The sequence below is a fragment of the Mycobacterium sp. Panama NTM2 genome (assembly GCF_054355555.1).
Genome location: NZ_CM135953.1, coordinates 1,189,279 through 1,213,533 on the forward strand (window position 1 = coordinate 1,189,279; position 24,255 = coordinate 1,213,533).

The following is a 24,255-nucleotide window of genomic DNA, read 5'->3' on the forward strand; positions in this document are numbered from 1 at the left end:
GACCGTGGGATCCGAGATTCAGAAGGTCGCGTCGGACCTGCGGGCGTTGGCGAAGCGCGCGAAGGACGGGGGCGGCGAAGTCGGCGCGGCCGCGCGGGAAGCGGGGCAGCTCGCCGAGGTCGCGCACGCACAGGGGGCGAGCGGACTTTCGGTCGCGCGGCTGGTTGGGCAGCTTCAGACGGCGGCGACGAAAGCTGCTCGGGCGGAGCGCTACATCGAACTCGTCGGTGCGAACGGCGAGGCTTTCGCTGATCGCCTGGCGTATGCCGCGGGGGGACAGGGCCACTCGCTCAGCCTCGTCGAAAGTGTGGCGCTATCGGTCGGGACGATCTTTAACATCGCGAGCGCCACGGCTCCGCAGCAAGCGGCTAGCGACGTCCCGAGTAATACCGGCACCCACCAGATGCGCGACGCCGAGCACAACATCGACGGCGCGGCGACCCTGCACGACGCGTCGGAGGCGGCCACTCAGTTGGGCACGCCCAGCTCCGCCGCCATTCGTCCCGCTGATGCGAAGAGGAAACGCCCCTAGCTCACTTGCGGCTCAGCGTTGTGCCCTCTTCAGCCATCCCGTGGCTGAGCATCTTCGCAAAGCAGTGATCCGCGTCGTAGCCCTCGCGCGCGCACCACCCATTGGCGGACGGGCCGTCGGGCATCGATACGCCGGACACCGTGATCCACCAGTTCTCGGAGCTGTAGACGGGCCAATCGCCGGACCACACCAGCCTCGCGTTCGGATAGCGTTGCCGGAGCTGCATGTGCTCACGCACGATGTCATTGGCCTGCCAGATGATTCCGTCGTAGTACAGGCCGGGACGTTTTGAACTCAGCTGTGGTTGCCACACCTCGAGGAGGTGGGCGTCGATGAACGAGCGATCGGCGGCGACGATGTCGTTGAGTGCCGAGAACGCCGCCGCGTCCAGGCTGCCGTGCTCGGGCGTGCCTACGTCGAACGCCGTCACCGACGTCGCACTCGACGAGCCCGAGTCGCGCGCCAAGTCGCTGCCGTCGCGGTGCGCGGTCAGTGAGACACCGCCGGTGGTGGCTTCCGGTACGCGCCAGTACGTGCCCGCCGGAAACACGAACGTCGCCGTCGAGCTGCCGTTCTCGGTGATGCCGATGGAGTCTTTCGAGAGATCGAACACGCCGGACGCGACGTCCCTGCCCGCCGCGTCGAAGGCGGTCAGACGGAAGCGGTCGTTGCTGACTAAATCGCCCGCCGCACAGCGTGACGTCAACGTGGTCGTGACGATCAAGCCGTCCGTGTCCATCTTCATCGACTCGGGTCGAGCGATAGGGGCCGACGAGCACGGGGTTAAGCCATTCAACGGCACGGGCGGCCGCTGGCCTCCGCCGTTGTCGCCCTGACCCGATTCGTTCGGCGATCCGGCAACGGCGTCGTCCGATGCGCCTCCGGTCGCGAAATGGATTAGGGCGAACACCACCGTGACAACGGCCACCAGGCAGATCGCGATCGCGGCGTATTTGAGCCGGGAATCGCTGGGGGCGTCCGCATTTCCGCTGGGCCCACGCGGTGCGGGGCCGGGTGTCAGCGGACCGACGCTCGGGTAGTGCCGGCCCTGGAAGTCGGCCTGAGGGGATGTGAACATCGGCCTCGGTGCGCCCCCTGCGGGCGCAGAGGCCGGAGGCGGGACGGGCTGTGCGCCTTGCTGATTAGCCCCTGCGCTGGATGGTGGAGCTGCTTGCGAAGGAGGTGACGGCGGCGCGAACGACTGGGGCACGGACGCCGGCGGGGCGAACGCCGGTGCGGAGGCGCTGAGCGTGGGGTTCAGCGCCCGAAGCTTACGGAACAGGCTCAGCCGTTTCGCAACGACGCGGTCGGCCAGCGCGACGACACCGGATTGCTGTCCCCATGCGGACATCCACACCTGAACGGCATAGGTTGAGTCGGAGAGTTGTTCGACGTCGATCGACAGCGTCGGCTTGTTCTTCAGCACAGCGCCGAGACCGAGGCCGCGGGCGCGAAAGTTCAACTGGCCCGGCCCTGATACCTCACGCCACCAGACCGAGCCGAAGTGCCGCTGGATCACGTCGACAACATCCGCCGGCTGCGCTTGCACAGTGATCTCGCGCTGCTGCTTCGCCGCGATGCTCAGCGCCCAGCCGAGAACGAACGCCACCGCGACGATGACGATGATAGCGATCAGGAAGTCCACGGCCGACCTACTGACGAGCGTCGAGCGGAGTGGCCGCCCAGAACGTGCGCACAGGTCGGTCTGCCACCCATGATTCCCCCCCAGATCGTTTGCGGACGCGCGGTCTGAGTGTCGTCCGACGTACATTCTGGCCGATCCTCTCAAGAACCGCCGCCCATCGTGACGGAAACAGAGGAGCAACCGACCAGTAGGGCGGCAAAGCGTCCATCGGGTGTCCATCTCGCGAGATCGTCTGATCGTTCGAACTCGCCTGCACACAACGGATCGACAGCTGTCGAATTCGCCGCATAGGCGCCCGCCAGCCGGGGTTCGACAGTAGGATTCGCGCGCAGAGGCAAATGTCGTTCGACAGCACCCGAGGTACGGATCGTCGGCCGGGGCCGCGCCATTCCCGACGACGCGGGGTAGCGCTGTGGTTTGCTTTTACCGGGGTGTCGAGACGCACGCCGCGGTGGGGGCTTTGAGGGGGTACTTGATGACCGACGATTCTGGACCGATGTTTCCGTTGCCGACCGAGACGTCGGGCGGCGCACCGACGGGCGCTGCTCCGCAGCCGTCGGGTTACCCGCGGATGGGCGCACCGCATCCCAACGTCGGCCCGATCTCCTCGGCGCCGTCCACCGGGGGCGTTCAACCCAAGCACTGGGCCGTCATCGGAGTCGTCGCGGCCGTCGTGATCCTGGTGGCCGTGCTTAGTGGGGTGCTGCGCGGCGAGGACACGCCGGAGACCGCCGCCGCGCAGGATTCCTCGACGGCGGCTGACGACAGTGCATCATTGGCGGTCGAGCCCGAGATCGACTACGCCCCAACTCCGCCGATCGTGAGTTCACGGCCCGCGTCCGAGGTGGCGCTCCGCGTAAGCGCACCCATCAGTCAGCCCCCCTGTGACGGCACCGGGATCGTCGTTTTGGGCTCGGCGGTCGTGCCCGGCAGGTACGAGTCGGAGATTCAGCGTCTGCTGAACGCCAACCCCGGCGCCGACTATCTGCGCACGGATCACGCGTGCCCGTCCTTGCGGCAGGTCTCGGATGCGGGCACGCCGATCTACGCGGTGTACCGGCCCGGTGGCCGCACCCAATCGGAAGTGTGCTGGGCGGTGCGCGCGGCGGGTGGCGACGCGTACGGCAAGTGGCTCGACATGACCACCGATCCCAAGTTCATGCTGCCGTGCTAGGCGAATCTCAATTGACGGATGCCACAGCACCCAAGACAGGACCGAAGCCCGGTGTACTCAAACTTTTTTCGTGAATGCGCGCGGCGCGGCGACACGACCGACGGCGTCGAGTTCGGACGTCGCAACCTGCTTCAGCTCGCCGTTGCTGCCGGACTCGGCGTGACGCTCGCGGCGTGCTCGAACGACACCGTGGCGGCGCCGCAGTCGACCACGCCCACGCCGCCGGCGACCAGCGGCCTGCCGGTGCCGCAGCCGAAGGTGCCACCTCCTCCCGCCGGGCACCCGGCGTCGATGCTGTGCCGGGATGCCTGGGGTGCGCGTCCCGCATTCCCCGGCAGCGTGCCGCAGACCATCACCCGGATGACGATCCATCACTCGGCGGAGGCGCTGGGGGACAACCGGAACATCACCCAGCACCTGCGTCAGCACCAGCTCTACCATCAGGACGGCCGGGGTTGGATCGACATCGCGTACCACGTGGGCGTGGATCGCAACGGTAACATCTTCGAACTGAGGGCGCCGGAACTCGTCGGTGACACCGCGACGGAATACGACCCGACCGGTCACTTCCTCGTGCTCTGCGAAGGCAACTTTGATGAGGAGACTGTCCCAGAGGCGCTACTCGACGGAGCGGCAACGGCATTCGCCTGGGCGGCGCAGACGTTCCACGTCGCGTCCGACACTCTTGCCGCCCATCGGGACTTCGCGCCCACGGAGTGTCCCGGCGCGAACCTCTACTCCCACGTCGCATCGGGAGATCTGAAGCGCCGCATCGACGACCTGCTGGCCACCGGAGGCGTGGACCTCCGGCGCATCTGCGGGGACGAGGCCGCTGCCGTCGTCGCGAAAATCGAGGCCGGCCAATGACGCTGTGAAATAGGAACAGCCACAACGGAATTCGAAGGAGTGCGCGCAATGACCGATCCGCATCAGCCGCTGTTCTCGTCGCCGGGATATGAGCCCTCCGGCGGCATGTCAACACCTGGCGCCGCAGCACCCGCGGGCTATCCGCAGGCCGCGGGCGGGAGCGCATACCCACAGATCGGCTTGTCGGGTGGGCCTGCTCCGGGACGTGGGCCGGCGACGTCCGCACCCGAGCGGCAGCGCTACATGCTCATCGCGGGTGCGGCGCTCGCGGTGATCGCGCTGGTGGTCGTGGCGGTGGCGACGTTGACCGGATCGGGTGATTCCGGTTCTACGGCGGCGTCGCAGACCCGCCCGGCCGGGACGGATCAGCAGTCCGGGTCGAGCGGCGCCGGCAGCGGCGGCGAGCCCGCGCGTTCCGAAACGACGGGGAGGAACACGCCGACGGAGTCCGTGCCACCACCGTTGGTGCAGTCCCCCGACTCCTACGACGAATCGTGCGGCAACGGCTTCCACGTCACGGGTCGATCGGGCTGGGCGACCAACTCCGGGCGGGGTAGCAACGAGACGTCCTGCTCCTTCGCTCGCAGTGTCCTGCTGGCGTACTGGGATCAAAACGGTTCCGCGAGTATGGATCCGCGCACTGTGGTCGCAGGGGGCAGGGTCGCGTGTCCGACTACCGGCGGGCGCTGCGCCGGAAACGACTTCGTCATGGAGTGCGCGGTGTTCGGTAGCGACCCCTGGATCACGTGCACCGGTGGCCGGAACGCGCGGGTTTACATCTATTGAGGCGCAACCGGCCTGGCTTGTGTCGCCCAGTTGCAGCGGTACTGGTGTCCCTGGCTAGCGTCGTCGCCGGATGCGGCCAGGGGGGTCCGACGGCAGCCCCCTCGTCTACTCCGCCGTCGGCGACCTCGACACTCGCTGTGGCGCCACTCCCCCCGGCCCTGCCGACGCCGGTGCAGGACGGCGACCTGATCGCGAGCTTCTCGGCTCTCGCCGAGACGATCGGGGGATCTGTCGGCGTCGCCGTGTCGAACGGCGTGCAGACGTGGATGTTCGGCGCGGAGACGACAGGCCCCGCGTGGTCGACGATCAAAGTGCCACTTGCGATCGCCGCCCAACGGTCACTCGGCGACACTGCGCAGCCACTCGCCGCGCGCGCGATCGAACAGTCCGACAACGCGGCCGCCGAGGAGCTCTGGTCGATGTTGGAAGGAGGGACGACCGCAGCCGCTGCCGTTGAGACCGTGCTGCGCGAGACGGGCGATCCCTCGACCGTGGTCCAACCCGAGCGAGTGCGGCCGGGTTTCACACCATTCGGGCAGACTGAGTGGTCGACTCAGATGCAAGCCAGATTCGCGGCTCGCCTTCCGTGCGTCGCGGGATCGGCACCCGTCGTCGAGCTGATGCGCAATGTCGGCCGCGGCCAGCAATGGGGTTTGGCGGACCAGACCGATGTCGCTGTGAAAGGCGGCTGGGGACCGGACGTGGACGGCATGTACTTGGTGAGGCAGATCGCCCTGCTGGGAGATGCGGCCGGCGCGGTCGGCGTTTCTCTAGCCGCGCGGCCGAGTGACGGCTCGTTCAACTCAGGCGTCGCGGCAGTCAGCCAGCTGGCGCAGTGGGTGACCGCCAATCGGGGGCGGTTCGCACCGATGCCTTGCTGAGGCAGCATCTTGCCAAAGATCGTGTTCATGCCGATCGCCCGTTCTCAAAGGCAATTAACACGGCTCTCGCGTGCGCAAGTACGCACCCACCGACGGGCAGCTGGTGCAACCTTTGCCCTCCGCGCAGGGCTTCCTCGACCGCGTCACCGTCGATGACGACGAAGCCGTCGAGTGGCGTCCGAAGGGGCAAGAGTCTCCTGTGATCATCGATGCGGACACCCGATTCGGCCGGCTATCCGTCGGCGGCATCAGCGCTTGCGTGCTGATGGAATGTTCCGACGACGGTTACGAAATCGATAAGATCGCAACGGAATTGGGTCTAGACGTGCGCGAGGTGCGGTTGGCGATCGCCTACGAGCTCGAGGCCCGGCCCGCTTAGCGGCCGATCGAGAAACCGGGGCGGGGGTGAAGGATGCGAATGTAAGGTTCCATCTCGATGCGGACATCTTGGGCGGAGGCGCGCACACCGCAACCGCGCAAGCTGGCGACGGAGGACACCCTGTTCGACGTGTAACGGCCGCCTAACCGCATCGGACTGAACAGGCGGCGCGCCCGGTGTAACCGATATTCGCGTTACGCCTCCGCCATTGTGAAATGCGCCGTCGCAAGTATCGGATGCAAGACGCGTCACGTAGTCATAGGTCATGGCGAATATCCATGACAGCCCGATGAATGCGGGTCTTGGATAACACGGTTCGGCAGCAATTGGCGAAAGCCAATAGAGAGCAACGCCCAATATTCGCTCAGTCCCGACGACCAGCGCTTTGGGCACCATCGGCCATTGGTGCCTGTCTCTACGACACGCCATCGTACGAGCGACACACTACATCGCGTGACGAAATAACGAGCGCTCCGTGTGGCCCTGGGACGGACGCGAAACTGCGGGTCATCGCTTACTTGAGATGCGCTCGAGGATATGACACGAAAATTAGACAGGTTCTTTGTGCCATGGCGTGAGACAAAGCTAAGTCACCGCAGGTCGTTCACTCAGCCCTATGACAGCGGATCTTAGAACGTACAATCAACACCCGTTTCCCGGTTAGCACGGCCGAAACATCGACCCCCTAGTGTTCGGTGATGCCGTCCCGTCGACGGTCCGCCCTGCTCGACAAACTCGTCGTCGAGAAGCCCGGCCGGCCCCAGCACGCGATCCTCGACGAGCTGCGCCGCGTCATCCTCTACTGCGCGGTGCCGCCGGGAAGCCCCATTCCGCTCGCCGAGGTCGCCGACCTTTTCGGCGTGAGCCAGATCCCGGTACGCGAAGCACTCAAGACCCTGATCGGTGAGGGGTTGGTGTCGCACCGCAGTAACGCCGGATATGCGGTCGCGCAGCTGACCCGCCAGGAACTGCGCGAAATGTACATCGTCCGAGAGACATTGGAGTCGGCGTCGCTGGCGGCGGCGATCGCCAACGCCACCGACGCCGATCGCGCCGCGGTCACCGCCGCCAACGACGTCCTGCACGACGCGCTGCGCGCCGACGACCCGGCGGCCTACCACAGACGCAGCCGCGAGTTCCACCTCGCGCTCGCCCGGCCGTCGCGGATGTACCGACTGCTGCACATGCTCGAATCCGCCTGGAACGTCACCGAACCGGTGCAGTCGATGGTGCACGTGCGGGCAGCAGACCGAGCCGATCTGCACGCCGACCACTGCCAGATGGTGCGCGCGTTCCTCGCCGGCGACGTGGAGGAACTGCTCACCGCGTCCGAGACGCACTCCCAACGCCTGAACGCCCTGATCGCCACGCTTCCCGCCGGCACCGGCCTGCTCGCAGCGGATATATCTTCCCCGCAATAGCGGGGTGTTTCGGCGGAAACACCGCCGCAACACATCCTGGTTACCGTCCGGCCATGACCGATATCGACTCTTCGCAGACCGTCAAGGATCTCCCGCCCGGCACGGTCGTCGGCGCAGGTGACGTCGTCGAAGCATCGGGTCACCCCGTCGGGGGTGGCGTCATCAAGCCCGGTTACGACCCCCGGTTGACGAACGAGGATCTGGCGCCGCTGGGCAAGCAGACCTGGTCGTCCTACAACATCTTCGCGTTCTGGATGTCCGATGTGCACAGCGTCGGCGGATACGTCACCGCGGGCAGTCTGTTCGCGCTCGGGCTGGCCAGCTGGCAGGTGCTCGTCGCGCTGCTGATCGGCATCGTGATCGTCAACGTGTTCTGCAACATGGTGGCCAAGCCGAGCCAGGCCACCGGGGTGCCGTATCCGGTGATCTGCCGCAGCGTGTTCGGTGTGCTGGGCGCCAACATCCCGGCGATCATCCGCGGGCTGATCGCGGTGGCCTGGTACGGCATCCAGACGTATCTGGCCTCGGCGGCCCTGGATGTGGTTCTGCTGAAACTGTTTCCGGGCCTCGCCCCGTACGCGGACGTCGACACGCACGGGTTCCTCGGGTTGCCGCTGCTGGGCTGGGGCAGCTTCATCCTGCTCTGGGTGCTGCAAGCCTGCGTGTTCTGGCGGGGCATGGAGGCGATCCGGCGGTTCATCGACTTCTGCGGCCCCGCCGTGTACGTCGTCATGTTCCTGCTGTGCGGCTACCTGATCTACAAGGCGGGCTGGGGCGCGATCGACCTCAACCTCGGTGACGTCACCTACACGGGCCTCGATTCGGTGCCGGTCATGCTCGGCGCCATCGCCCTGGTCGTCTCCTATTTCTCCGGACCGATGCTCAACTTCGGCGACTTCTCCCGCTACGGCAAGTCTTTCGCCGCGGTCAAACGCGGCAACTTCCTCGGCCTGCCCGTCAACTTCCTGCTGTTCTCGCTGCTGGTGGTCGTCACCGCGTCGCTGACCGTCCCGGTGTTCGGCGAACTGATCACCGATCCCGTCGCCACCGTCGCCCGCATCGACTCGACCTTCGCGATCGTGTTGGGCGCGTTGACATTCACCATCGCGACCATTGGCATCAACATCGTCGCCAACTTCATCTCCCCGGCGTTCGACTTCTCCAACGTCAGCCCGCAGCGGATCAGCTGGCGCGCCGGCGGCATGATCGCCGCGGTGGGATCGGTCCTGATCACGCCGTGGAATCTGTACAACAATCCCGAGGTCATCCACTACACGCTCGAGACGCTCGGCGCGTTCATCGGCCCACTGTTCGGTGTGCTGATCGCGCACTACTACCTGGTGCACAAACAGCGCGTCGTGATCGACGACATGTTCACTCTGGATGAGAACGGAACCTACTACTACACGAAGGGATACAACCCTGCGGCAGTGATCGCCACCGCGGTCGCCGCGGTGGCCGCCGTGATCCCGGTCCTGCTGGGCGGATCGGTGGTAGGGATGTACACCGCCGCGCAGTACAGCTGGTTCATCGGCTGCGGTATCGGCTTCGCGCTGTACTACGTGCTGGCCACCCGGACGGCGCGGTTCGCCGTCGCACCGATCGGGTGATCTACCGCCGCGGCGGGTGCACCTCGCGCCAGTGCTCGGCGATCTCGATGCGCCGCGCCAGCCACACGTGATCGTGGGACTGCACGTGGTCGAGGAAGCGCTCGACGGCCCGGCTGCGGGCGGGCCTGCCGGCCAGCCGGCAGTGTAGTCCGACCGACAGCATCTTGGGCCGCCCGGCGAGACCCTCGGCGTAGAGCACGTCGAAGGCGTCCCGCAGATGGGCAAAGAATTCCTCGCCGTTGGAAAAACCTGCGGGAGAGGCGAATCGCATGTCATTGGTGTCCAGCGTGTAGGGCACCACGAGATGGTCGGTGTCGTGCACGCGGACCCAGTAGGGCAGATCGTCGGCGTAGGAGTCGGAATCGTAGGTGAAGCCGCCGTGCTCCACGACGAGCGCACGGGTGCGGGGCGAGTCGCGTCCGGTGTACCACCCTCGCGGTGGCGCTCCGGTCAGCTCTTGCAGGATCTGAACGGCCTCGGCCATGTGCCGGCGTTCGACGTCTTCGGGAATGTTCTGGTAGGAGATCCATCTCAGGCCGTGGCAGGCGATCTCGTGGCCCAGTTCGGTGAACGCGGTCACGGCGTCCGGGTTGCGTTGGAGGGCGCGGGCGACGGCGAAGATCGTCAACGGGATGTCGCGGCGCGAGAACACGTCGAGCAGCCGCCACAGCCCGGCGCGCGAGCCGTACTCGTAGAGCGACTCCATGCTCATGTGCCGGTCACCGAACGCTTCGGCAGGCGTCATCTCCGACAGGAACGTCTCCGAGGCCGGATCGTCGTCGAGCACCGAATTCTCGGCGCCTTCCTCGTAATTGAGAATGAACTGCACAGCGATCGCGGCACCGCCCGGCCACTGCGGGTCGGGTGGGGTGCGGCCGTAACCGACCATGTCACGGGGATAGCTCTGGGCCATCGGATCATCGTCACAGAAGACGCTCTCTCCGGCGCGCCGAAGACGGAAGGCCTTGCCAAGGCGCACCACGATGGCATAGGCAATGACTCATGCCCATCGATCCGAACGCCGTTGGCGTCACCACCCCGCCGCAGACCTTCCGGTGGAAGGACCGCGACACGCTGCTCTACGCGCTCGGAGTCGGGGCGGGTACCGGGGACCTCGCGTTCACCACCGAGAACAGCCACGACATCGCGCAGCAGGTGCTGCCCACCTACGCGGTCATCGCATGTTCCCCGTTCGCCGCGGCCGGGGTCATCGGATCGTTCGACTTCTCCAAGCTGCTGCACGGCTCCCAGAGCGTCCGCCTGTTCGCGCCGCTGCCGGCCGCCGGCGAGCTCAGTGTGGTCAACGAGGTCGCCGACATCCAGGACAAGGGTGAGGGCAAGAATGCCATCGTCATGCTCAAGGCCACCGGCAGCGATCCGGAGACCGGCGACGCGGTCGCGGAGACGTTGACGACGCTGGTGATCCGCGGTGCGGGCGGCTTCGGCGGTCAGCCCGGAACGCGGCCCGCCGCGCCGGAGATCCCGGATCGCGCGCCCGATGCCACGGTCGTTCTGCCGACCCGGGAGGACCAGGCGCTGCTGTATCGGCTCTCCGGTGACCGCAACCCGCTACACAGCGATCCGTGGTTTGCTGAATTGGCCGGTTTCCCGAAACCGATCCTGCACGGACTGTGCACCTATGGGGTTGCCGGACGCGCGCTCGTCGCCGAACTGGGGGCCGGTGACGCCACCCGCGTCACGGCGATCTCGGCGCGGTTCACCTCACCGGTGTTCCCCGGCGACACGCTGTCGACGTCGATCTGGCGCTCTGGTGGGGGCCGCGCGGTTTTCCGCACCGAGGCGGCCGGACCGGACGGTTCGAACGCCCGGCTGGTGCTCGAGGACGGGGACGCGGAGTTCCTGGACTGACACAGTCTGACACGGTGTGACACTTTTCCCGGTCATTTCTGTGGGCAACTATTTGCTGCGCTGGTAATCTTCGCCTGTGGGTGGGGGTTGTGACCTGAGCCGCATCGGGGCTCGATACGGGGACGGACATGGTTGACCGTTTGCGTGTTTCTCGGCTCGGTGGAATCGGCGCTGCGCTGTGGGGTGCCGATCACTTCTACTGGTTTACTGCGATCCTCGCCGCCCGGGGCATGCAGACCGCCACATGCCGGCTGATCGCCCTCTGCATCGCCTCTCTCGGCATCCTGCCCCTCGGACTTCTCGCCAGCCCAGCGGGCCCTCAGACGTCGGCCGGTGAGATCGCCACCGTGGTCATCGCGGTCAGCTGTTTCGCGCTGTCGATGCTGTGGCTGCGGGCGCACTGGCCCTCGCGTGCGCAGTCGCTGCTGTGCGTGCTGGTGGCGTCGGTGGCCATCGGGGTGTCAGTCCTCATCCAGGCCAATCCGGTGGTCGGGCTGACCGGGGCGGCCAACTACGCGGTGCTGACGGCGTTCGTGGTGAGCTTCCACACGCCGCGCCTGCTGGCAATGGTCTGGTCGGTGGGGGCGGTGACGCTCGGTGTACTGATCATCCACGTGGGCGCGAGCGATCCGGCGCTGGCCGTGTGCGCGGCCGGGATCATCGTGTTGCTCAACGTGTTCGTCGCGTTCGCCTGCCGGGCGATGCTCGTGCTGATCCAGCCCGACGCCCACCACGGCGACATCGAGCAGCTGACCGGATTGCTGCACCGGGATGCGTTCTATCAGGCGGTGGCGACGCTGCTCGCGTCGCGTAGCCGCAGCGACGACCGGTATCTGGTGGTCGTCGCGGTGAACATCGACAGCTTCTCGCTGCTACTCGGCTTGAGTGGGGCCAGTGGGGGCATCCGGGCGCGGGTGGCGGTCGGACAGGCACTGCGCGAGACCGTCCGGCACAACGCGAGCGTCGCGCATGTCTCCGACCACGACTTCCTCATCGCCGACACATTCACCACCGCCGACGCCTCTCCACTGGTCGAGCGGGTCCGCGGCGCGATCGCCGCGACGCCGCAGCGGCTCACGGCCAGCATCGGGGTGGTCTGTACGCCGTTGCCGCCGCTCGCGGCCGAGCCTCCCGACGACGTGCTGGACAAGCTGATCGCGATCGCCAACCAGGCGATCGAGCAGGCCAGGATGGCCGGCGGCAACCAGGTCCGGTACGTGCTGCGACCGACATTGGACGAAGAGCCGGACGACAACGGTGACGAGCCGCATCCCGGCAACGGCAGGATCGCCTGACATCTCGAACGGGTGTTCGATAAGCTGGTCGGGTGGGTTGGCACAACGGTCCGCCGGGCTGGGGCGAGATGGAGCGCGTCCTCACCAGCAAGCCGCGCCGCGCCGGCTGGCCCATCGACCAGCAGGTCGGCGACGGCGGTGACAGCCCCGCCTGGTCGCGTAAACGGGGGGAGTACCAGCCACCGGACGCGCCCGCCCGTCCGCGCTCGGCCCCGCACTCGTCGACACCGTATGCCGAACTGCACACCCACTCCGCCTACAGCTTCCTCGACGGCGCGAGCACGCCCGAAGAACTCGTGGAGGAGGCCGCCCGGCTGGGTCTGCGGGCCATCGGGCTGACCGACCACGACGGGCTCTACGGCGTGGTCCGATTTGCCGAGGCGGCGAGGGAACTCGACATGGCAACTGTCTTCGGCGCCGAATTGTCCCTCGGGGGAGGGAGCCGGACCGACGATCCCGATCCGCCGGGGCCGCACCTGCTGGTGCTGGCGCGAGGGCCGGAGGGATACCGGCGGTTGTCCCGCGAGCTGGCCGCCGCACACCTGGCAGGCGGGGAGAAGGGCGTGCTGCGCTATGACTACGACGCGCTGACCGACGCCGCGGGCGGGCACTGGCAGATCCTCACCGGCTGCCGAAAAGGACATGTGCGCCGAGCGCTGGCCGCCGGCGGCCCGGACGCCGCGGCCGCCGCGCTCGCCGATCTGGTCGACCGGTTCGGCCGTGACCGGGTCACCGTCGAACTCACCCACCACGGGCATCCCCACGACGACGAACGCAACGCCGCCCTGGCCGCGCTGGCGCCGCGCTTCGGTGTCGGTGTCGTCGCCACCACCGGCGCACATTTCGCCGAGCCGGGGCGGGGCAGGCTCGCGATGGCGATGGGGGCGATCCGGGCCCGGCACTCGATGGACGAAGCCGCGGGGTATCTGGCTCCGCTGGGTGGTGCCCATCTGCGCTCGGGGGAGGAGATGGCACGGGTGTTCGCTCACTGCCCCGAAGTGGTCAGTGCCGCAGCCGAACTCGGTGAGCAGTGTGCGTTCGGCCTGGCGCTCATCGCACCACAGTTGCCGCCCTTCGATGTGCCGGCCGGCCACACCGAGAACAGCTGGCTGCGGCATCTGGTGATGCAGGGGGCGCGGGAGCGCTATGGCCCGCCGGAGCGCTCGCCGCGCGCCTATGCCCAGATCGAGCACGAACTGCGGATCATCGAACAGTTGAACTTCCCGGGGTACTTCCTCGTGGTCCACGACATCACCCGGTTCTGCCGGGAGAACGACATCCTCTCCCAGGGGCGCGGGTCGGCGGCCAATTCGGCGGTCTGCTACGCGTTGAAGGTCACCAATGTCGATCCGGTGGCGAATGATCTGCTCTTCGAACGCTTCCTCTCACCGGCCCGCGACGGGCCACCCGACATCGACATCGACATCGAGTCCGATCTGCGCGAAGAGGCCATCCAGTACGTCTACCGGCGCTATGGCCGCGAATACGCCGCGCAGGTCGCCAACGTGATCACTTACCGCGGGCGCAGTGCCGTCCGTGACATGGCTCGTGCGCTCGGCTTCTCCCAGGGGCAACAGGATGCGTGGAGCAAGCAGCTCAGCCAGTGGGGCAACCTGGCGGATGTCACCCATGTGGAGGGTATCCCCGAGCAGGTCATCGACCTGGCGCAGCAGATCTCGAATCTGCCGCGGCACATGGGGATTCACTCCGGCGGCATGGTGATCTGTGATCGGCCCATCGCCGATGTGTGTCCGGTGGAGTGGGCCCGCATGGAGAACCGCAGCGTCCTGCAGTGGGACAAAGACGACTGCGCGGCCATCGGTCTGGTCAAGTTCGACATGCTGGGGCTCGGCATGCTCTCGGCGCTGCACTACTGCATCGACCTGGTCAGCGAACACAAGGGCATCGACGTGGACCTGGCGACGCTGGATCTGTCCGAGGCCGCGGTCTACGAGATGCTGCAGCGCGCCGACTCCGTCGGGGTGTTCCAGGTGGAATCGCGCGCCCAGATGGCCACTCTGCCCCGGTTGAAACCGCGGGTGTTCTACGACCTGGTGGTCGAGGTGGCGCTGATCCGGCCCGGCCCGATCCAGGGCGGGTCGGTGCACCCGTACATCAAGCGGCGCAACGGTGAAGAAGAGGTCACCTACGACCACCCGTCGATGGAGTCGGCCCTGCGAAAGACCTTGGGAGTGCCGCTGTTCCAGGAGCAGCTCATGCAGCTGGCCGTGGACTGCGCGGGGTTCTCGGCCGCCGAGGCCGATCAGCTGCGCCGCGCCATGGGCTCGAAACGCTCGACCGAGAAGATGCGGCGGCTGCGGGGTCGGTTCTTCGACGGGATGGCCGAGCTGCACGGCATCACCGGGGACGTGGCGCAGCGGATCTACGAGAAGCTCGAGGCGTTCGCGAATTTCGGTTTCCCCGAGAGCCATTCGCTGAGTTTCGCTTCACTGGTGTTCTACTCGTCGTGGTTCAAGCTGCACCATCCGGCGGCGTTCTGCGCCGCGCTGCTGCGTGCTCAGCCGATGGGGTTCTACTCGCCGCAGTCACTGGTCGCCGATGCCCGTCGCCACGGCGTGGCGGTGCACGGCCCGGACGTCAACGCCAGCCTCGCCCACGCCACGCTGGAGAACGCGGGCACCGAGGTGCGGCTCGGGCTCGGCAGCGTCCGGCACATCGGTGACGACCTGGCGCAGCGGCTGGTCGAAGAGCGGGCCCGCGGCCCGTTCACCTCACTGCTCGATCTGACCGGGCGCGTGCAGCTGAGTGTGCCGCAGACCGAGGCGCTGGCCACCGCCGGCGCTCTGGGCTGTTTCGGGATCACCCGGCGGGAGGGGCTGTGGGCAGCCGGTGCGGCCGCGGCCGAGCGTCCCGACCGGTTGCCCGGGGTGGGGTCGTCGTCCCATGTCCCGTCGCTGCCCGGCATGACGGAGCTGGAGCTGACCGTCGCCGACGTGTGGGCGACCGGGGTGTCGCCCGACCGGTATCCGACCGAGTTCCTACGCGAGGATCTGGCTGCGATGGGAGTCGTGCCGGCCGACCAGCTGCTGTCGGTGCCCGACGGCACCCGCGTACTGGTCGCCGGTGCGGTGACTCATCGGCAGCGGCCGGCGACGGCGCAGGGGGTGACGTTTGTCAACCTCGAGGACGAGACCGGGATGGTCAACGTGCTGTGCATGCCCGCGGTGTGGGCGCGGCACCGCCGGTTGGCCCAGACCGCGGCGGCGCTGGTGGTGCGCGGCATCGTGCAGAACGCCACCGGCGCGGTGACGGTGGTGGCCGATCGGATGGGCCCGCTGAGTCTGCGGGTGGCGTCGAAATCCCGCGATTTCCGCTGACTCCCGGTTCCCCGCGAGCGTGCGTGTCTGCGGCCACCACACCGGGTCCCGCGCGGAATCTGCGCACGCTCGCCGGTTCGAACGCCACGGGCAACATGCTGCCTTGGAACAGTTTTCGTCTGTCGAGCGTGCGTGGACTCGCGCACTCACCCGGCGGGTCGCCCGCAGACACGCACGCTCGCCAGAAGAACGGCGAAGGTACCCTCGGCACATGACATCCGAGACGCTCAATCTCTCCGCCGACGACGTACTGACCACGACCCGCTCGGTGCGCAAGCGCCTCGATTTCGACAAGCCCGTGCCCCGCGAGGTGCTGATGGAATGCCTCGACATCGCCCTGCAGGCGCCGACGGGCAGCAACAGCCAGGGGTGGCAATGGGTCTTCGTGACCGACCCCGACAAGAAGCTCGCGCTGGCCGAGATCTATCGGACCAACGCCACGCCGTACCTGAACGCCGAGAAGCCCACCTACGGCGACGAGCGTGACGAGCGGGCGCCGAAGGTGATGGACTCCGCGAGCTACCTCAACGAGAACCTCGAGAAGGCCCCGGTCCTGTTGATCCCGTGCCTGGAGGGCAAGCCGCGCGACACCGTCTCGGGTGCCAGCGCGGGCTACTGGGGATCGCTGCTGCCCGCGGTGTGGAGCTTCATGCTGGCGCTGCGTTCGCGAGGACTCGGCTCAGCCTGGACCACGCTGCATCTTATCGGCGACGGGGAGCGTCAGGCCGCCGAGCTGCTGGGCATCCCGTTCGACTCCTACAGCCAGGCCGGGCTCTTCCCGATCGCCTACACCAAGGGCACTGACTTCAAGAAGGCCAAGCGGCTGCCTGCCGAGCGGCTCACGCACTGGGACACGTGGTGAATCAGACGCTCCCGGCGAAGTCGTGCTGACGCCACGCCTCGTAGACGGCGACGGCGGCGGCGTTCGACAGGTTCAATGACCGCCGCCCGGACAGCATCGGGATGCGCACCCGGGCGGTGACGTGCGGGTCGGCCAACGTCTCGGCGTCCAGCCCGGTCGGCTCCGGCCCGAACAGCAGCACGTCGCCGGGTTGATAGGCGATGTCGGCGAACGACGCGTCGGCATGGGCGGTGAAAGCGAAGACCCGCGCCGGCATGACGGCCGACCACGCCGACTCCAGATCGGCGTGCACGGTCACCGACGCCAGATCGTGGTAGTCGAGCCCCGCGCGACGGAGCTTGGGCTCGGACAGGTCGAAGCCCAGCGGCTCGACCAGATGCAGTTCACACCCGCTGCCCGCGACCATGCGAATCGCGTTGCCGGTATTGGGCGCGATACGCGGCGAGTAGAACATCACCCGAAACACCCTTGGCAGGGTAAACGGGTGTCAGTCCAGACAGGTCTCGTAGCTCGCGATCGAGATCAGGCCGGCGAGAGTGTCGGTGTCGACCATCTCGCTGCTCATCGCTCGCATCAGGGGTGAATCGCCGATCTCGGACGCATCGGCGAGTAGTGCCATCTCCACGCCATTGTGGGTCATTGCTACTCCTCCAAAAGGGGTCACCATCGATTGTGCCTGCAGATCAGCGGCACTTCACCCTCTGACACGCAACGGGTCTGAAACGAAATCGCAACGCCCACAACAGACTCGGAGCCACCGTCTTTGCTGGTTCTGCACCTGTGCGTCGAACTCTGGCGACCCGATGACCGGGCTGGCATACTCAGCGCATTCGCCAGGCGCTTCACGCCCGCCCGACGAGGGCGCCATCAGCCAGGATGCTTCATGAATCACGCTCGATCCTCGATCAAGCGGCCGCCGCGGTGGGCGCTGTCCAACTGGCCGGTCCGCGTCAAGGTCGTGGCCATCGTGTTGGTGCCGCTGCTGCTGGCCGGTGTGTTCGGCGGGCTGCGCATCCACGCCGCGACCTCGGCCGCTCAGACGTTGCGGCTCGCAGCTGCCCGGGCGGAGATGGTGCCCGCCGTCGCGCAGTACCTGGCCGCTGTGGAAGCGGTGCTGGTGAGCGCGACGGACGGTGGTGACGTGCCCGCGAGCGTCTCCGCGTTCGAGTCCCGGGCCGCCGACCTGCAGCGTCGACTGAGCTCGACCGACGTCGACGACGCGGTGCGCCTGGCGACGAACACGCTGCTCGATTTCGGGCGCGATCTCGTCGGCAAGAGCACGTCGGGCGGCAACGATCTGCGCAGCCGGGTCATGACGTACGCCCCGCTGCTGATCACCGCAGAGACCGCGATCACCGGCTTGGTGGCCGGAGACGACGAGACGGTCCGCACCGCCGGCGAGGCGCTTGCGAGAGCGGTCGGTGCCCGCGGCCAGATGACGATGCAGCAGGTGCTCGTCGACCGTGGAGCAGATTTGCCCGAGCCGGAATTGCGCTCGTCGATGATCACGCTGGCCGGTACCGAGCCGTCGACGGTTTCGGCGATGGGCGCCTTCCTCGGTGGCTCCACCGACGCCGCGGCGGCGCTGCGGTCGGAGATGGTCAAGCGGATGTCGCTGCTCTCCGACCCGGCCGTGGTGCTGCCGAACAACCCTGACCTCCTGGCGTCGCAGCGCGTCACCCGCGACATCGCCGACGGGATCATCACCGATACGTCCCGGTCGATCCCGGCGACCGTCTCCGACCAGGCCGCGGCCGCTCGGACCGCCGCGATCCGCGACGCCGCGGTCGTCGGCGCGGTGCTGCTGATCGCACTTCTGTTGGTCACCCTCGTGGCGCGCAGCCTGGTCCGGCCGCTGCGCACCCTGCGCGACAGCGCTTTGAAGGTGGCGCACGAGGACTTGGCCCGGGAGGTCGAGCAGGCCCGCATCGACGGCAAGACGCCCACGGTCGCGCCGCTCTCGGTGCCCACGTCCGAGGAGATCGGCCAGGTCGCCCACGCCGTCGACGAACTGCACGAGCAGGCGGTGGCGCTCGCGGCCGAGCAGGCGCGGCTGCAGATGCAGGTGACCGACATGTTCGAGACGCTGTCGCGGCGCAACCGAACGCTGGTGGACCAGCAGCTCGCCGTGATCGACCAGCTGGAGAACGACGAACAGGACGCCGACCGGCTGCAGAGCCTGTTCCGCCTCGATCATCTCGCGTCGCGGATGCGCCGCAACGGGGCGAACCTGATGGTGCTGGCCGGGGCCCGCATCCCCCGCGAGGACGCCGAGCCCGTCGCCGTCGTGGCGATCGTCCACGCCGCCGCGTCCGAGGTCGAGGACTATCACCGGATCAGCGCCGAGGGCCTTCCGGACAGCGCGGTGACCGGCGCGGTGGCAGGTGACCTGGTGCACCTGCTGGCCGAGCTCCTCGACAACGCGCTGCGGTACTCCCCGCCGACGGCTCCGGTGCAGGTCTCGGCCGCCCGTACCGGCAACGGCGGCCTGGTGCTCGAGGTCGCCGACGCGGGCCTGGGGATGAGCGAATCCGATCTGCGGGTCGCCAACAGCAGATTGCAGTCCGGCGGTGAGGTCAACCCGTACACCGCCCGCCACATGGGGTTGTTCGTGGCGGGCCGGCTGGCCGGCCAGCACGGTCTGGTCGTGCGGCTGCGCAACACCGTCGCGGGTCGGCCGTCGTCGGGCACCACCGCCGGGGTCTACGTGCCGGCCGAGCTGCTGGCAGCACCGCCGGCACCACCCCCGGCCCCGCCGCAAGCAGCACCCCCGGCACCCCCGGCTCCACCACCGGCGCCGGCACCCCGGCCCGTCGTCGCCCCCGCGCAGAACGGCCACACCCGCGCGCGGCATGCCAGGGACGACTCCGACGACGACGCGATCTATCAGACGATGCTCTCCGAGTGGCTCGTCGACCCGCACGAGCTGTCCCACAGCACCGACCTGAACTGGCAGACCGTCTGGGATCACGGCTGGTCGGCCGCGGCCGCCGCCCAGGCTGCACCCGTGCAGGAACGCACCCCCGAGGGTCTGCCCATCCGCCGTCCCGGTGCCCGGCTGGTCCCCGGCGCCGCGCAGCACACCGACGCGGCGGGCGGTGCCCCCCTGGTCCGCGATCCCGACGCGGTGCGTGCCGGCATGGCCAGCCACTTCGGCGGAGTGGCGGCCGGGCGGCGGCACGCCCGCGAGGATCGAGAGGACAGCAGGTGAGCGAGTCGCTCGATTGGCTGGTGTCGCGGTTCGCGCGGGAGACACCGGGGGTGTCGCACGCGATCCTCGTTTCGGCGGACGGCCTGCTGACGGCGGCCAGCGAGCACATGCCCGCGGAGCGGGCCGATCAGATGGCTGCCGTCGCCTCCGGGTTGGCCAGCCTGTCGGCCGGCGCCGCGCAGCTGTTCGACGGCGGGTACGTGCTGCAGTCGGTGGTCGAGATGGAGAACGGCTACCTGCTGCTGATGCGGGTGGGCGACGGCTCCAATCTGGCCACGCTGGCCGCGCGCGGTGCCGACATCGGTCAGATCGGTTACGAGATGGCCGTTCTCGTCGAACGGGTAGGCGCGGCGATCGCCTCGCCACCACGTGACCCCCTTCGCTCGTGAGACTCCGGTGACCGAAGAGCCGGGACCCCGCCTCGTCCGCCCGTACACGCTGACCGCAGGGCGCACAGACGCGGGCGTCGATCTGCCGTGGGAGGCCCCGGTCGGGCCCGCGCCGACGCCGCCGCCAGGGAACTGGCCGAGTGCCGATGTGCGGGCGCAGATCATGGCGGTGTGTCCGGCCAGGTTGTCGGTCGCTGAGATCGCTGCGCACTTGGGGCTGCCTCTCGGCGTGGCGCGGGTCGTGGTCGGTGATCTGGTGGTGCAGGGTTATGTGACGGTGCACGACACCCTGTCCGCGACGACGACCACCGACGAGCGGCGGGACCTGATCGGAAGGACGCTGCGTGGCCTCCGAGCGCTTTAGGCCAGGGCATGCCAGGGCCGCCTCGACGAAGATCGTCGTGTCCGGTGGCTTCGGCGCGGGCAAGACCACATTCGTCGGCGCGGTGTCGGAGATCGTGCCGCTGCGCACCGAGGCTCTGTTGACCGACGCCTCGCAGGGTGTCGACGAACTCGCCGGATTGCCCGACAAGACCACGACGACGGTGGCGATGGATTTCGGCCGCATCACCCTCGGCGACGATCTGGTGCTGTACCTGTTCGGCACACCCGGACAGCGCCGGTTCTGGTTCATGTGGGACGACTTGATCCAGGGCGCCATCGGGGCGATCATCCTCGTCGATGTCCGTCGTCTGGAGGAGAGCTTCGCCGCGGTCGACTTCTTCGAGGCCCGCGATCTACCGTTCCTGGTGGCGGTCAACGAGTTCGACGGTGCGCCGCGTCATTCACTGACCGCGGTGCGGACCGCGTTGGCCCTGCCCGATCACGTCCCTCTGATCACCGTCGACGCGCGGGATCGCGAATCGACGAAATCGGCGCTGATCGCGGTCGCCGAGTACGCCCTGAGCCGGTTGACCCCGGCCGGCTGAGCGCGATGGACGATCAGACCGACCGCGAGTTCACCGACGCCGATTTCCGCGACGAGGATCTGAGCCGGTTACGCACGGAGCGGGTGGTTTTCGACGCCTGCGACTTCTCCGGCGTCGATCTGTCGGAATCCGAGCATGTCGGCAGCGCCTTTCGGAACTGCACCTTCCGGCGTACCTCGTTGTGGCACAGTGCGTTTCGGCACTGCAGCTTCCTCGGCTCGACGTTCGTCGAATGCCGGCTGCGGCCGGTGACGATCGTCGAGTGTGATTTCACGCTCGCCGTCCTCGGGGGAGCGGATCTACGCAAGGTCGATCTGTCGGAGTGCCGCCTCCGTGAGGTCAGCCTCGTCGGCACCGATCTGCGCGAGGCGGTGCTGGCGCGTGCAGACCTGACCGGAGCCCGGGTTCAGGGCGCTCGCCTCGACGACGCGGATCTGCGAGGGGCGCGCGCCGACCCGACGTTCTGGACGACGGCTACGCTGCGCGGCGCCAAGATCGACATCGAGCAGGCACTCGCCTTCGCTGCCGCGCACGGCCTCGACATCCATGGTGGCTCATCGCCGTAGATGCAGCTGAAGTCGCAGGTAGAAAAACTGCACGTCGCGAGGTGTTTGACCGCATAGCTCGAAAAGTCGCATTCCCGCTGCGCAATTAATAGCGTCACAGGCATGCAGCTCACCCGGTTCACCGATCTCGGACTGCGGGCCCTGATGCTGCTCGCGGCCGGCGAAGCCGACGGGCGGCGGGTGACCACCAAAACCATCGCCGCCGGCGCCAACGCTTCCGAGCATCACATCGCCAAGGCCGTCTCCCGACTGTCCGAGCTGGGCATGGTGACTGCCCGCCGCGGCCGGGTCGGCGGCCTGACGCTGACCGAGCAGGGTCGCACGGCCTCGATCGGCGGCCTCGTGCGAGCTCTCGAAGGCGACCGCGAGGTGATCGAGTGCGGCGGCGACAACCCGTGTCCGCTGATTCCGGCATGTCGTCTGCGCCGTGCCCTCGCCGACGCCAAGGAAGCGTTCTACGCCGAACTCGATCGCCACACCGTTGCGGACCTGGCCCGCACCACCATGCCTGTGCTGCTGGGCTCCCCGCAGCGCATCCCGATCGTCCGAGAAGACACCACCGCCGAAAGGAACCCCCGATGACCCTCACTGCCGCACCGGTCGCGCTGCAACCCGCGCACGCACACCTCGTCTCCGCGACACTCCCGCTGATCGGTGCTCACATCGACGAGATCACCCGGGAGTTCTACCGCCGGATGTTCAGTGCGCACCCCGACCTGTTGCGCAATCTGTTCAATCGGGGCAACCAGGCCCAGGGCGCCCAGCAACGCGCACTGGCGGCGTCCATCGCCACCTTCGCCAGCCATCTCGTCGACCCCGCGTTGCCGCATCCGGTCGAGTTGCTGTCCCGGATCGGACACAAGCACGCCTCCCTAGGGGTGACCGCGGACCAGTATCCGATCGTGCACGAGCACTTGTTCGCCGCGATCGTCGACGTGCTCGGCGCCGACACCGTGACCGCTGATGTCGCCGACGCGTGGGACCGGGTGTTCTGGATCATGGCCGACACGCTGATCGAGCTGGAACGCGGCCTGTACCGCGATGCGGGGGTGGCCGACGGCGATGTCTACCGGCGGACACGCGTGCTGTCGCGGGAGGACGACCCGTCGGGCGCTGTGCTGATCAGCGTGCAACCGCCCGGCCGATTCCGAGCGGAACGAGCTGCGGCCCAGTATGTCTCGGTCGGGGTGACGCTGCCCGACGGGGCGCGCCAGCTGCGCCAGTACAGCCTGGTCGACGCGGACGCGACACAGCTGACTTTCGCGGTGAAACCGGTCGACGCGGCCGAGGGTCGACCCGCGGGCGAGGTGTCCACCTGGATCGCGGAGCATGTGAGGGTCGGTGACCTGCTCGACGTGACGATCCCGTTCGGCGACCTGCCCGCCCCGAGCGGCCGCGACCCGCTACTGCTGATCTCGGCCGGTATCGGCGTCACCCCGATGATCGGCCTCCTGGCCCACCTCGCCCGCACTGCCCCGCACACCGTCGTGCGCGCGCTGCACGCCGACTGCAGCGAGTGGGCACACCCGTTGCGCGAGCGGCAGAATCAGCTCGTGACGGCTCTGCCGAACGCCACACTGCACACGTGGTACGAGGACGGCCCGATCGATGACGCGGCCGGCGCGCGCCGGGGCCTGCTCACCCTCGACGGCGTCGACATTCCCACCGACGCCGAGGTGTATCTCTGTGGCAACAGTGGATTCGTCCAAGCGGTGCGGGCTCAGTTGGTGGCCCAGGGTGTCGACCTGTCCCGGGTGCACTGCGAGCTGTTCGCGCCCAACGACTGGCTTCTCGGCTGAGTCAGCCCGCGGTGCTGACCGCGCGCGTCACCAGATCGGCGACCGCGCGGCAATAGTCGTGTTCGACCCGCGCGCTGGTGTACAGCGCGCAGGTCTGCAGCGGCGAAACGAGCAGTTGCAGCACGGTGATGGGCCGAACCTCGGGACGGAATTCGCCGCGCTGGGTGGCGCGCTCGACGATGGTTTCCATCATCTGGAGGTGCCGGCGCCACAGCAGCAGCCTGGCCTCGTCGTCCACGGTGTGGGACTTGCTGTCGATGACGAGCATCCGCGCGATGCGGCGGCCGACGGGATCGTTCAGGTAGGCGCTCACCGATTCCGCGAGCGCACCCAGATCGCCGGCGAGGCTGCCGGTGTCCGGTGTGCCGATCGTGACCGACGTGGAGCTCAGCAGTGCGTCGACGATCAGATCCTGCGGGCGGTGCCATGAGCGGCGGATCAGATCGGCGTCGAGTTCGGATCGTTGGGCGACGCCCTCGATGCTGAAGCGGTCCACACCCCACTGCTGCAACTCCGCCAATGCCGCATCCAGTGCCACGGCACGCAACGCCGCATCGCTGTCGCTCACGTGATGAATCCCCCCTTGCAGAACCCCGCTCATCCTATTGCGTGTGCAAGGGCCCTCCGTGCAGAGAATTCGTCGTCGCGACTCCTCGCTGCGCTCGTCGTCACGCGGTGTCTGATGGCGCGACTCCTCGCTGC

Annotated in this window: 24 protein-coding genes; 19 read left to right on the plus strand and 5 right to left on the minus strand. The window is 67.9% G+C overall.

Features of this window, described 5'->3' with window-relative positions:
- The first annotated feature begins 4 nt into the window (after positions 1-4).
- The gene (locus ACXYX3_RS05785; protein WP_458610586.1) at positions 5-532 is read left to right on the plus strand and encodes a hypothetical protein; all 528 of its coding nucleotides are present in this window, start codon (positions 5-7) and stop codon (positions 530-532) included.
- Position 533: 1 nt separating this feature from the next.
- Here ACXYX3_RS05785 and ACXYX3_RS05790 read toward each other — a convergent pair whose 3' ends face one another.
- Positions 534-2,396 carry a hypothetical protein gene (locus ACXYX3_RS05790; RefSeq protein WP_458610587.1) on the minus strand — a complete coding sequence of 621 codons (1,863 nt, stop codon included), beginning with the start codon at positions 2,394-2,396 and terminating at the stop codon, positions 534-536.
- 256 nt (positions 2,397-2,652) lie between these two features.
- Between ACXYX3_RS05790 and ACXYX3_RS05795 the strand changes: the two genes are divergently transcribed.
- The 7 genes from ACXYX3_RS05795 to ACXYX3_RS05825 all read left to right on the plus strand — a co-directional run bounded on the left by ACXYX3_RS05795 (position 2,653) and on the right by ACXYX3_RS05825 (position 9,295).
- On the plus strand, positions 2,653-3,351 hold the full coding sequence (locus ACXYX3_RS05795; RefSeq protein WP_458610589.1) for a serine/threonine protein kinase: 699 nt from the start codon (positions 2,653-2,655) through the stop codon (positions 3,349-3,351).
- 51 nt (positions 3,352-3,402) lie between these two features.
- Positions 3,403-4,218, plus strand: a complete 816-nt coding sequence (locus ACXYX3_RS05800; RefSeq protein WP_458610591.1) for an N-acetylmuramoyl-L-alanine amidase — start codon at positions 3,403-3,405, stop codon at positions 4,216-4,218.
- A 48-nt stretch (positions 4,219-4,266) separates the two neighbouring features.
- Positions 4,267-5,004, plus strand: a complete 738-nt coding sequence (locus tag ACXYX3_RS05805) for a hypothetical protein (protein ID WP_458610593.1) — start codon at positions 4,267-4,269, stop codon at positions 5,002-5,004.
- Between the two features lie 137 nt (positions 5,005-5,141).
- The gene (locus ACXYX3_RS05810) at positions 5,142-5,885 is read left to right on the plus strand and encodes a serine hydrolase (RefSeq protein WP_458610595.1); all 744 of its coding nucleotides are present in this window, start codon (positions 5,142-5,144) and stop codon (positions 5,883-5,885) included.
- 70 nt (positions 5,886-5,955) lie between these two features.
- Positions 5,956-6,264 (plus strand): hypothetical protein, encoded by a 309-nt coding sequence (locus ACXYX3_RS05815; RefSeq protein ID WP_458610597.1) that lies wholly within the window; start codon positions 5,956-5,958, stop codon positions 6,262-6,264.
- A gap of 698 nt (positions 6,265-6,962) precedes the next feature.
- A complete protein-coding gene (locus ACXYX3_RS05820; RefSeq protein WP_241203097.1) occupies positions 6,963-7,685 on the plus strand; it encodes a GntR family transcriptional regulator in 723 nt (240 codons plus the stop codon).
- A 53-nt stretch (positions 7,686-7,738) separates the two neighbouring features.
- On the plus strand, positions 7,739-9,295 hold the full coding sequence (locus tag ACXYX3_RS05825) for an NCS1 family nucleobase:cation symporter-1 (protein ID WP_458610599.1): 1,557 nt from the start codon (positions 7,739-7,741) through the stop codon (positions 9,293-9,295).
- 1 nt (position 9,296) lies between these two features.
- Here ACXYX3_RS05825 and puuE read toward each other — a convergent pair whose 3' ends face one another.
- The gene (puuE, locus tag ACXYX3_RS05830; RefSeq protein WP_458610600.1) at positions 9,297-10,208 is read right to left on the minus strand and encodes an allantoinase PuuE; all 912 of its coding nucleotides are present in this window, start codon (positions 10,206-10,208) and stop codon (positions 9,297-9,299) included.
- 89 nt (positions 10,209-10,297) lie between these two features.
- Here puuE and ACXYX3_RS05835 point away from each other — a divergent pair, with 89 nt between their 5' ends.
- The 4 genes from ACXYX3_RS05835 to ACXYX3_RS05850 all read left to right on the plus strand — a co-directional run bounded on the left by ACXYX3_RS05835 (position 10,298) and on the right by ACXYX3_RS05850 (position 16,659).
- The gene (locus ACXYX3_RS05835) at positions 10,298-11,164 is read left to right on the plus strand and encodes a MaoC/PaaZ C-terminal domain-containing protein (RefSeq protein WP_458610602.1); all 867 of its coding nucleotides are present in this window, start codon (positions 10,298-10,300) and stop codon (positions 11,162-11,164) included.
- A 128-nt stretch (positions 11,165-11,292) separates the two neighbouring features.
- Positions 11,293-12,459, plus strand: coding sequence for a GGDEF domain-containing protein (locus tag ACXYX3_RS05840; RefSeq protein WP_458610604.1), 1,167 nt, complete (start codon positions 11,293-11,295; stop codon positions 12,457-12,459).
- A gap of 32 nt (positions 12,460-12,491) precedes the next feature.
- Positions 12,492-15,797 (plus strand): error-prone DNA polymerase, encoded by a 3,306-nt coding sequence (locus ACXYX3_RS05845; protein WP_458610606.1) that lies wholly within the window; start codon positions 12,492-12,494, stop codon positions 15,795-15,797.
- 211 nt (positions 15,798-16,008) lie between these two features.
- The gene (locus ACXYX3_RS05850) at positions 16,009-16,659 is read left to right on the plus strand and encodes a nitroreductase family protein (protein WP_458610608.1); all 651 of its coding nucleotides are present in this window, start codon (positions 16,009-16,011) and stop codon (positions 16,657-16,659) included.
- Between the two features lies 1 nt (position 16,660).
- On the opposite strand, the gene ACXYX3_RS05855 is transcribed toward ACXYX3_RS05850, so the two are convergent.
- Complete coding sequence (locus tag ACXYX3_RS05855; RefSeq protein WP_241203090.1) at positions 16,661-17,125, minus strand: tRNA (cytidine(34)-2'-O)-methyltransferase; 465 nt, start codon at positions 17,123-17,125, stop codon at positions 16,661-16,663.
- A 21-nt stretch (positions 17,126-17,146) separates the two neighbouring features.
- Positions 17,147-17,299: a hypothetical protein gene (locus tag ACXYX3_RS05860; RefSeq protein ID WP_241203089.1), complete on the minus strand. Its 153-nt coding sequence runs from the start codon at positions 17,297-17,299 to the stop codon at positions 17,147-17,149.
- 243 nt (positions 17,300-17,542) lie between these two features.
- Between ACXYX3_RS05860 and ACXYX3_RS05865 the strand changes: the two genes are divergently transcribed.
- The 7 genes from ACXYX3_RS05865 (at position 17,543) to ACXYX3_RS05895 (ending at position 23,553) form a co-directional block, all read left to right on the plus strand.
- Positions 17,543-19,870, plus strand: coding sequence for a HAMP domain-containing sensor histidine kinase (locus ACXYX3_RS05865; RefSeq protein ID WP_458610611.1), 2,328 nt, complete (start codon positions 17,543-17,545; stop codon positions 19,868-19,870).
- Positions 19,867-20,259, plus strand: coding sequence for a roadblock/LC7 domain-containing protein (locus ACXYX3_RS05870; protein WP_458610613.1), 393 nt, complete (start codon positions 19,867-19,869; stop codon positions 20,257-20,259). The genes ACXYX3_RS05865 and ACXYX3_RS05870 overlap by 4 nt, the downstream gene beginning before the upstream one ends.
- A gap of 7 nt (positions 20,260-20,266) precedes the next feature.
- A complete protein-coding gene (locus ACXYX3_RS05875) occupies positions 20,267-20,623 on the plus strand; it encodes a DUF742 domain-containing protein (RefSeq protein WP_458610615.1) in 357 nt (118 codons plus the stop codon).
- On the plus strand, positions 20,604-21,188 hold the full coding sequence (locus ACXYX3_RS05880) for a GTP-binding protein (protein WP_458610617.1): 585 nt from the start codon (positions 20,604-20,606) through the stop codon (positions 21,186-21,188). Before ACXYX3_RS05875 ends, ACXYX3_RS05880 begins: the two co-directional genes overlap by 20 nt.
- Before the next feature lie 5 nt (positions 21,189-21,193).
- On the plus strand, positions 21,194-21,754 hold the full coding sequence (locus ACXYX3_RS05885; protein WP_458610619.1) for a pentapeptide repeat-containing protein: 561 nt from the start codon (positions 21,194-21,196) through the stop codon (positions 21,752-21,754).
- Positions 21,755-21,856: 102 nt separating this feature from the next.
- Complete coding sequence (locus tag ACXYX3_RS05890; protein ID WP_458610621.1) at positions 21,857-22,336, plus strand: RrF2 family transcriptional regulator; 480 nt, start codon at positions 21,857-21,859, stop codon at positions 22,334-22,336.
- Positions 22,333-23,553 carry a globin domain-containing protein gene (locus ACXYX3_RS05895; RefSeq protein WP_458610623.1) on the plus strand — a complete coding sequence of 407 codons (1,221 nt, stop codon included), beginning with the start codon at positions 22,333-22,335 and terminating at the stop codon, positions 23,551-23,553. The genes ACXYX3_RS05890 and ACXYX3_RS05895 overlap by 4 nt, the downstream gene beginning before the upstream one ends.
- A gap of 1 nt (position 23,554) precedes the next feature.
- Here the strand turns inward: ACXYX3_RS05895 and ACXYX3_RS05900 are convergent, their stop codons facing one another.
- Positions 23,555-24,121, minus strand: a complete 567-nt coding sequence (locus tag ACXYX3_RS05900; protein WP_458610625.1) for a TetR-like C-terminal domain-containing protein — start codon at positions 24,119-24,121, stop codon at positions 23,555-23,557.
- Positions 24,122-24,255: the final 134 nt, after the last annotated feature.

Coding starts and splice junctions, on each gene's coding strand:
- ACXYX3_RS05795 (WP_458610589.1), top strand. CDS start 2,653: ATGACCGACGATTCTGGACCGATGTTTCCGTTGCCGACCGAGACGTCG.
- ACXYX3_RS05820 (WP_241203097.1), top strand. CDS start 6,963: ATGCCGTCCCGTCGACGGTCCGCCCTGCTCGACAAACTCGTCGTCGAG.
- ACXYX3_RS05835 (WP_458610602.1), top strand. CDS start 10,298: ATGCCCATCGATCCGAACGCCGTTGGCGTCACCACCCCGCCGCAGACC.
- ACXYX3_RS05860 (WP_241203089.1), bottom strand. CDS start 17,299: ATGACCCACAATGGCGTGGAGATGGCACTACTCGCCGATGCGTCCGAG.
- puuE (WP_458610600.1), bottom strand. CDS start 10,208: ATGGCCCAGAGCTATCCCCGTGACATGGTCGGTTACGGCCGCACCCCA.
- ACXYX3_RS05885 (WP_458610619.1), top strand. CDS start 21,194: ATGGACGATCAGACCGACCGCGAGTTCACCGACGCCGATTTCCGCGAC.
- ACXYX3_RS05805 (WP_458610593.1), top strand. CDS start 4,267: ATGACCGATCCGCATCAGCCGCTGTTCTCGTCGCCGGGATATGAGCCC.
- ACXYX3_RS05790 (WP_458610587.1), bottom strand. CDS start 2,396: ATGGACACCCGATGGACGCTTTGCCGCCCTACTGGTCGGTTGCTCCTC.
- ACXYX3_RS05825 (WP_458610599.1), top strand. CDS start 7,739: ATGACCGATATCGACTCTTCGCAGACCGTCAAGGATCTCCCGCCCGGC.
- ACXYX3_RS05850 (WP_458610608.1), top strand. CDS start 16,009: ATGACATCCGAGACGCTCAATCTCTCCGCCGACGACGTACTGACCACG.
- ACXYX3_RS05895 (WP_458610623.1), top strand. CDS start 22,333: ATGACCCTCACTGCCGCACCGGTCGCGCTGCAACCCGCGCACGCACAC.
- ACXYX3_RS05890 (WP_458610621.1), top strand. CDS start 21,857: ATGCAGCTCACCCGGTTCACCGATCTCGGACTGCGGGCCCTGATGCTG.
- ACXYX3_RS05840 (WP_458610604.1), top strand. CDS start 11,293: ATGGTTGACCGTTTGCGTGTTTCTCGGCTCGGTGGAATCGGCGCTGCG.
- ACXYX3_RS05865 (WP_458610611.1), top strand. CDS start 17,543: ATGAATCACGCTCGATCCTCGATCAAGCGGCCGCCGCGGTGGGCGCTG.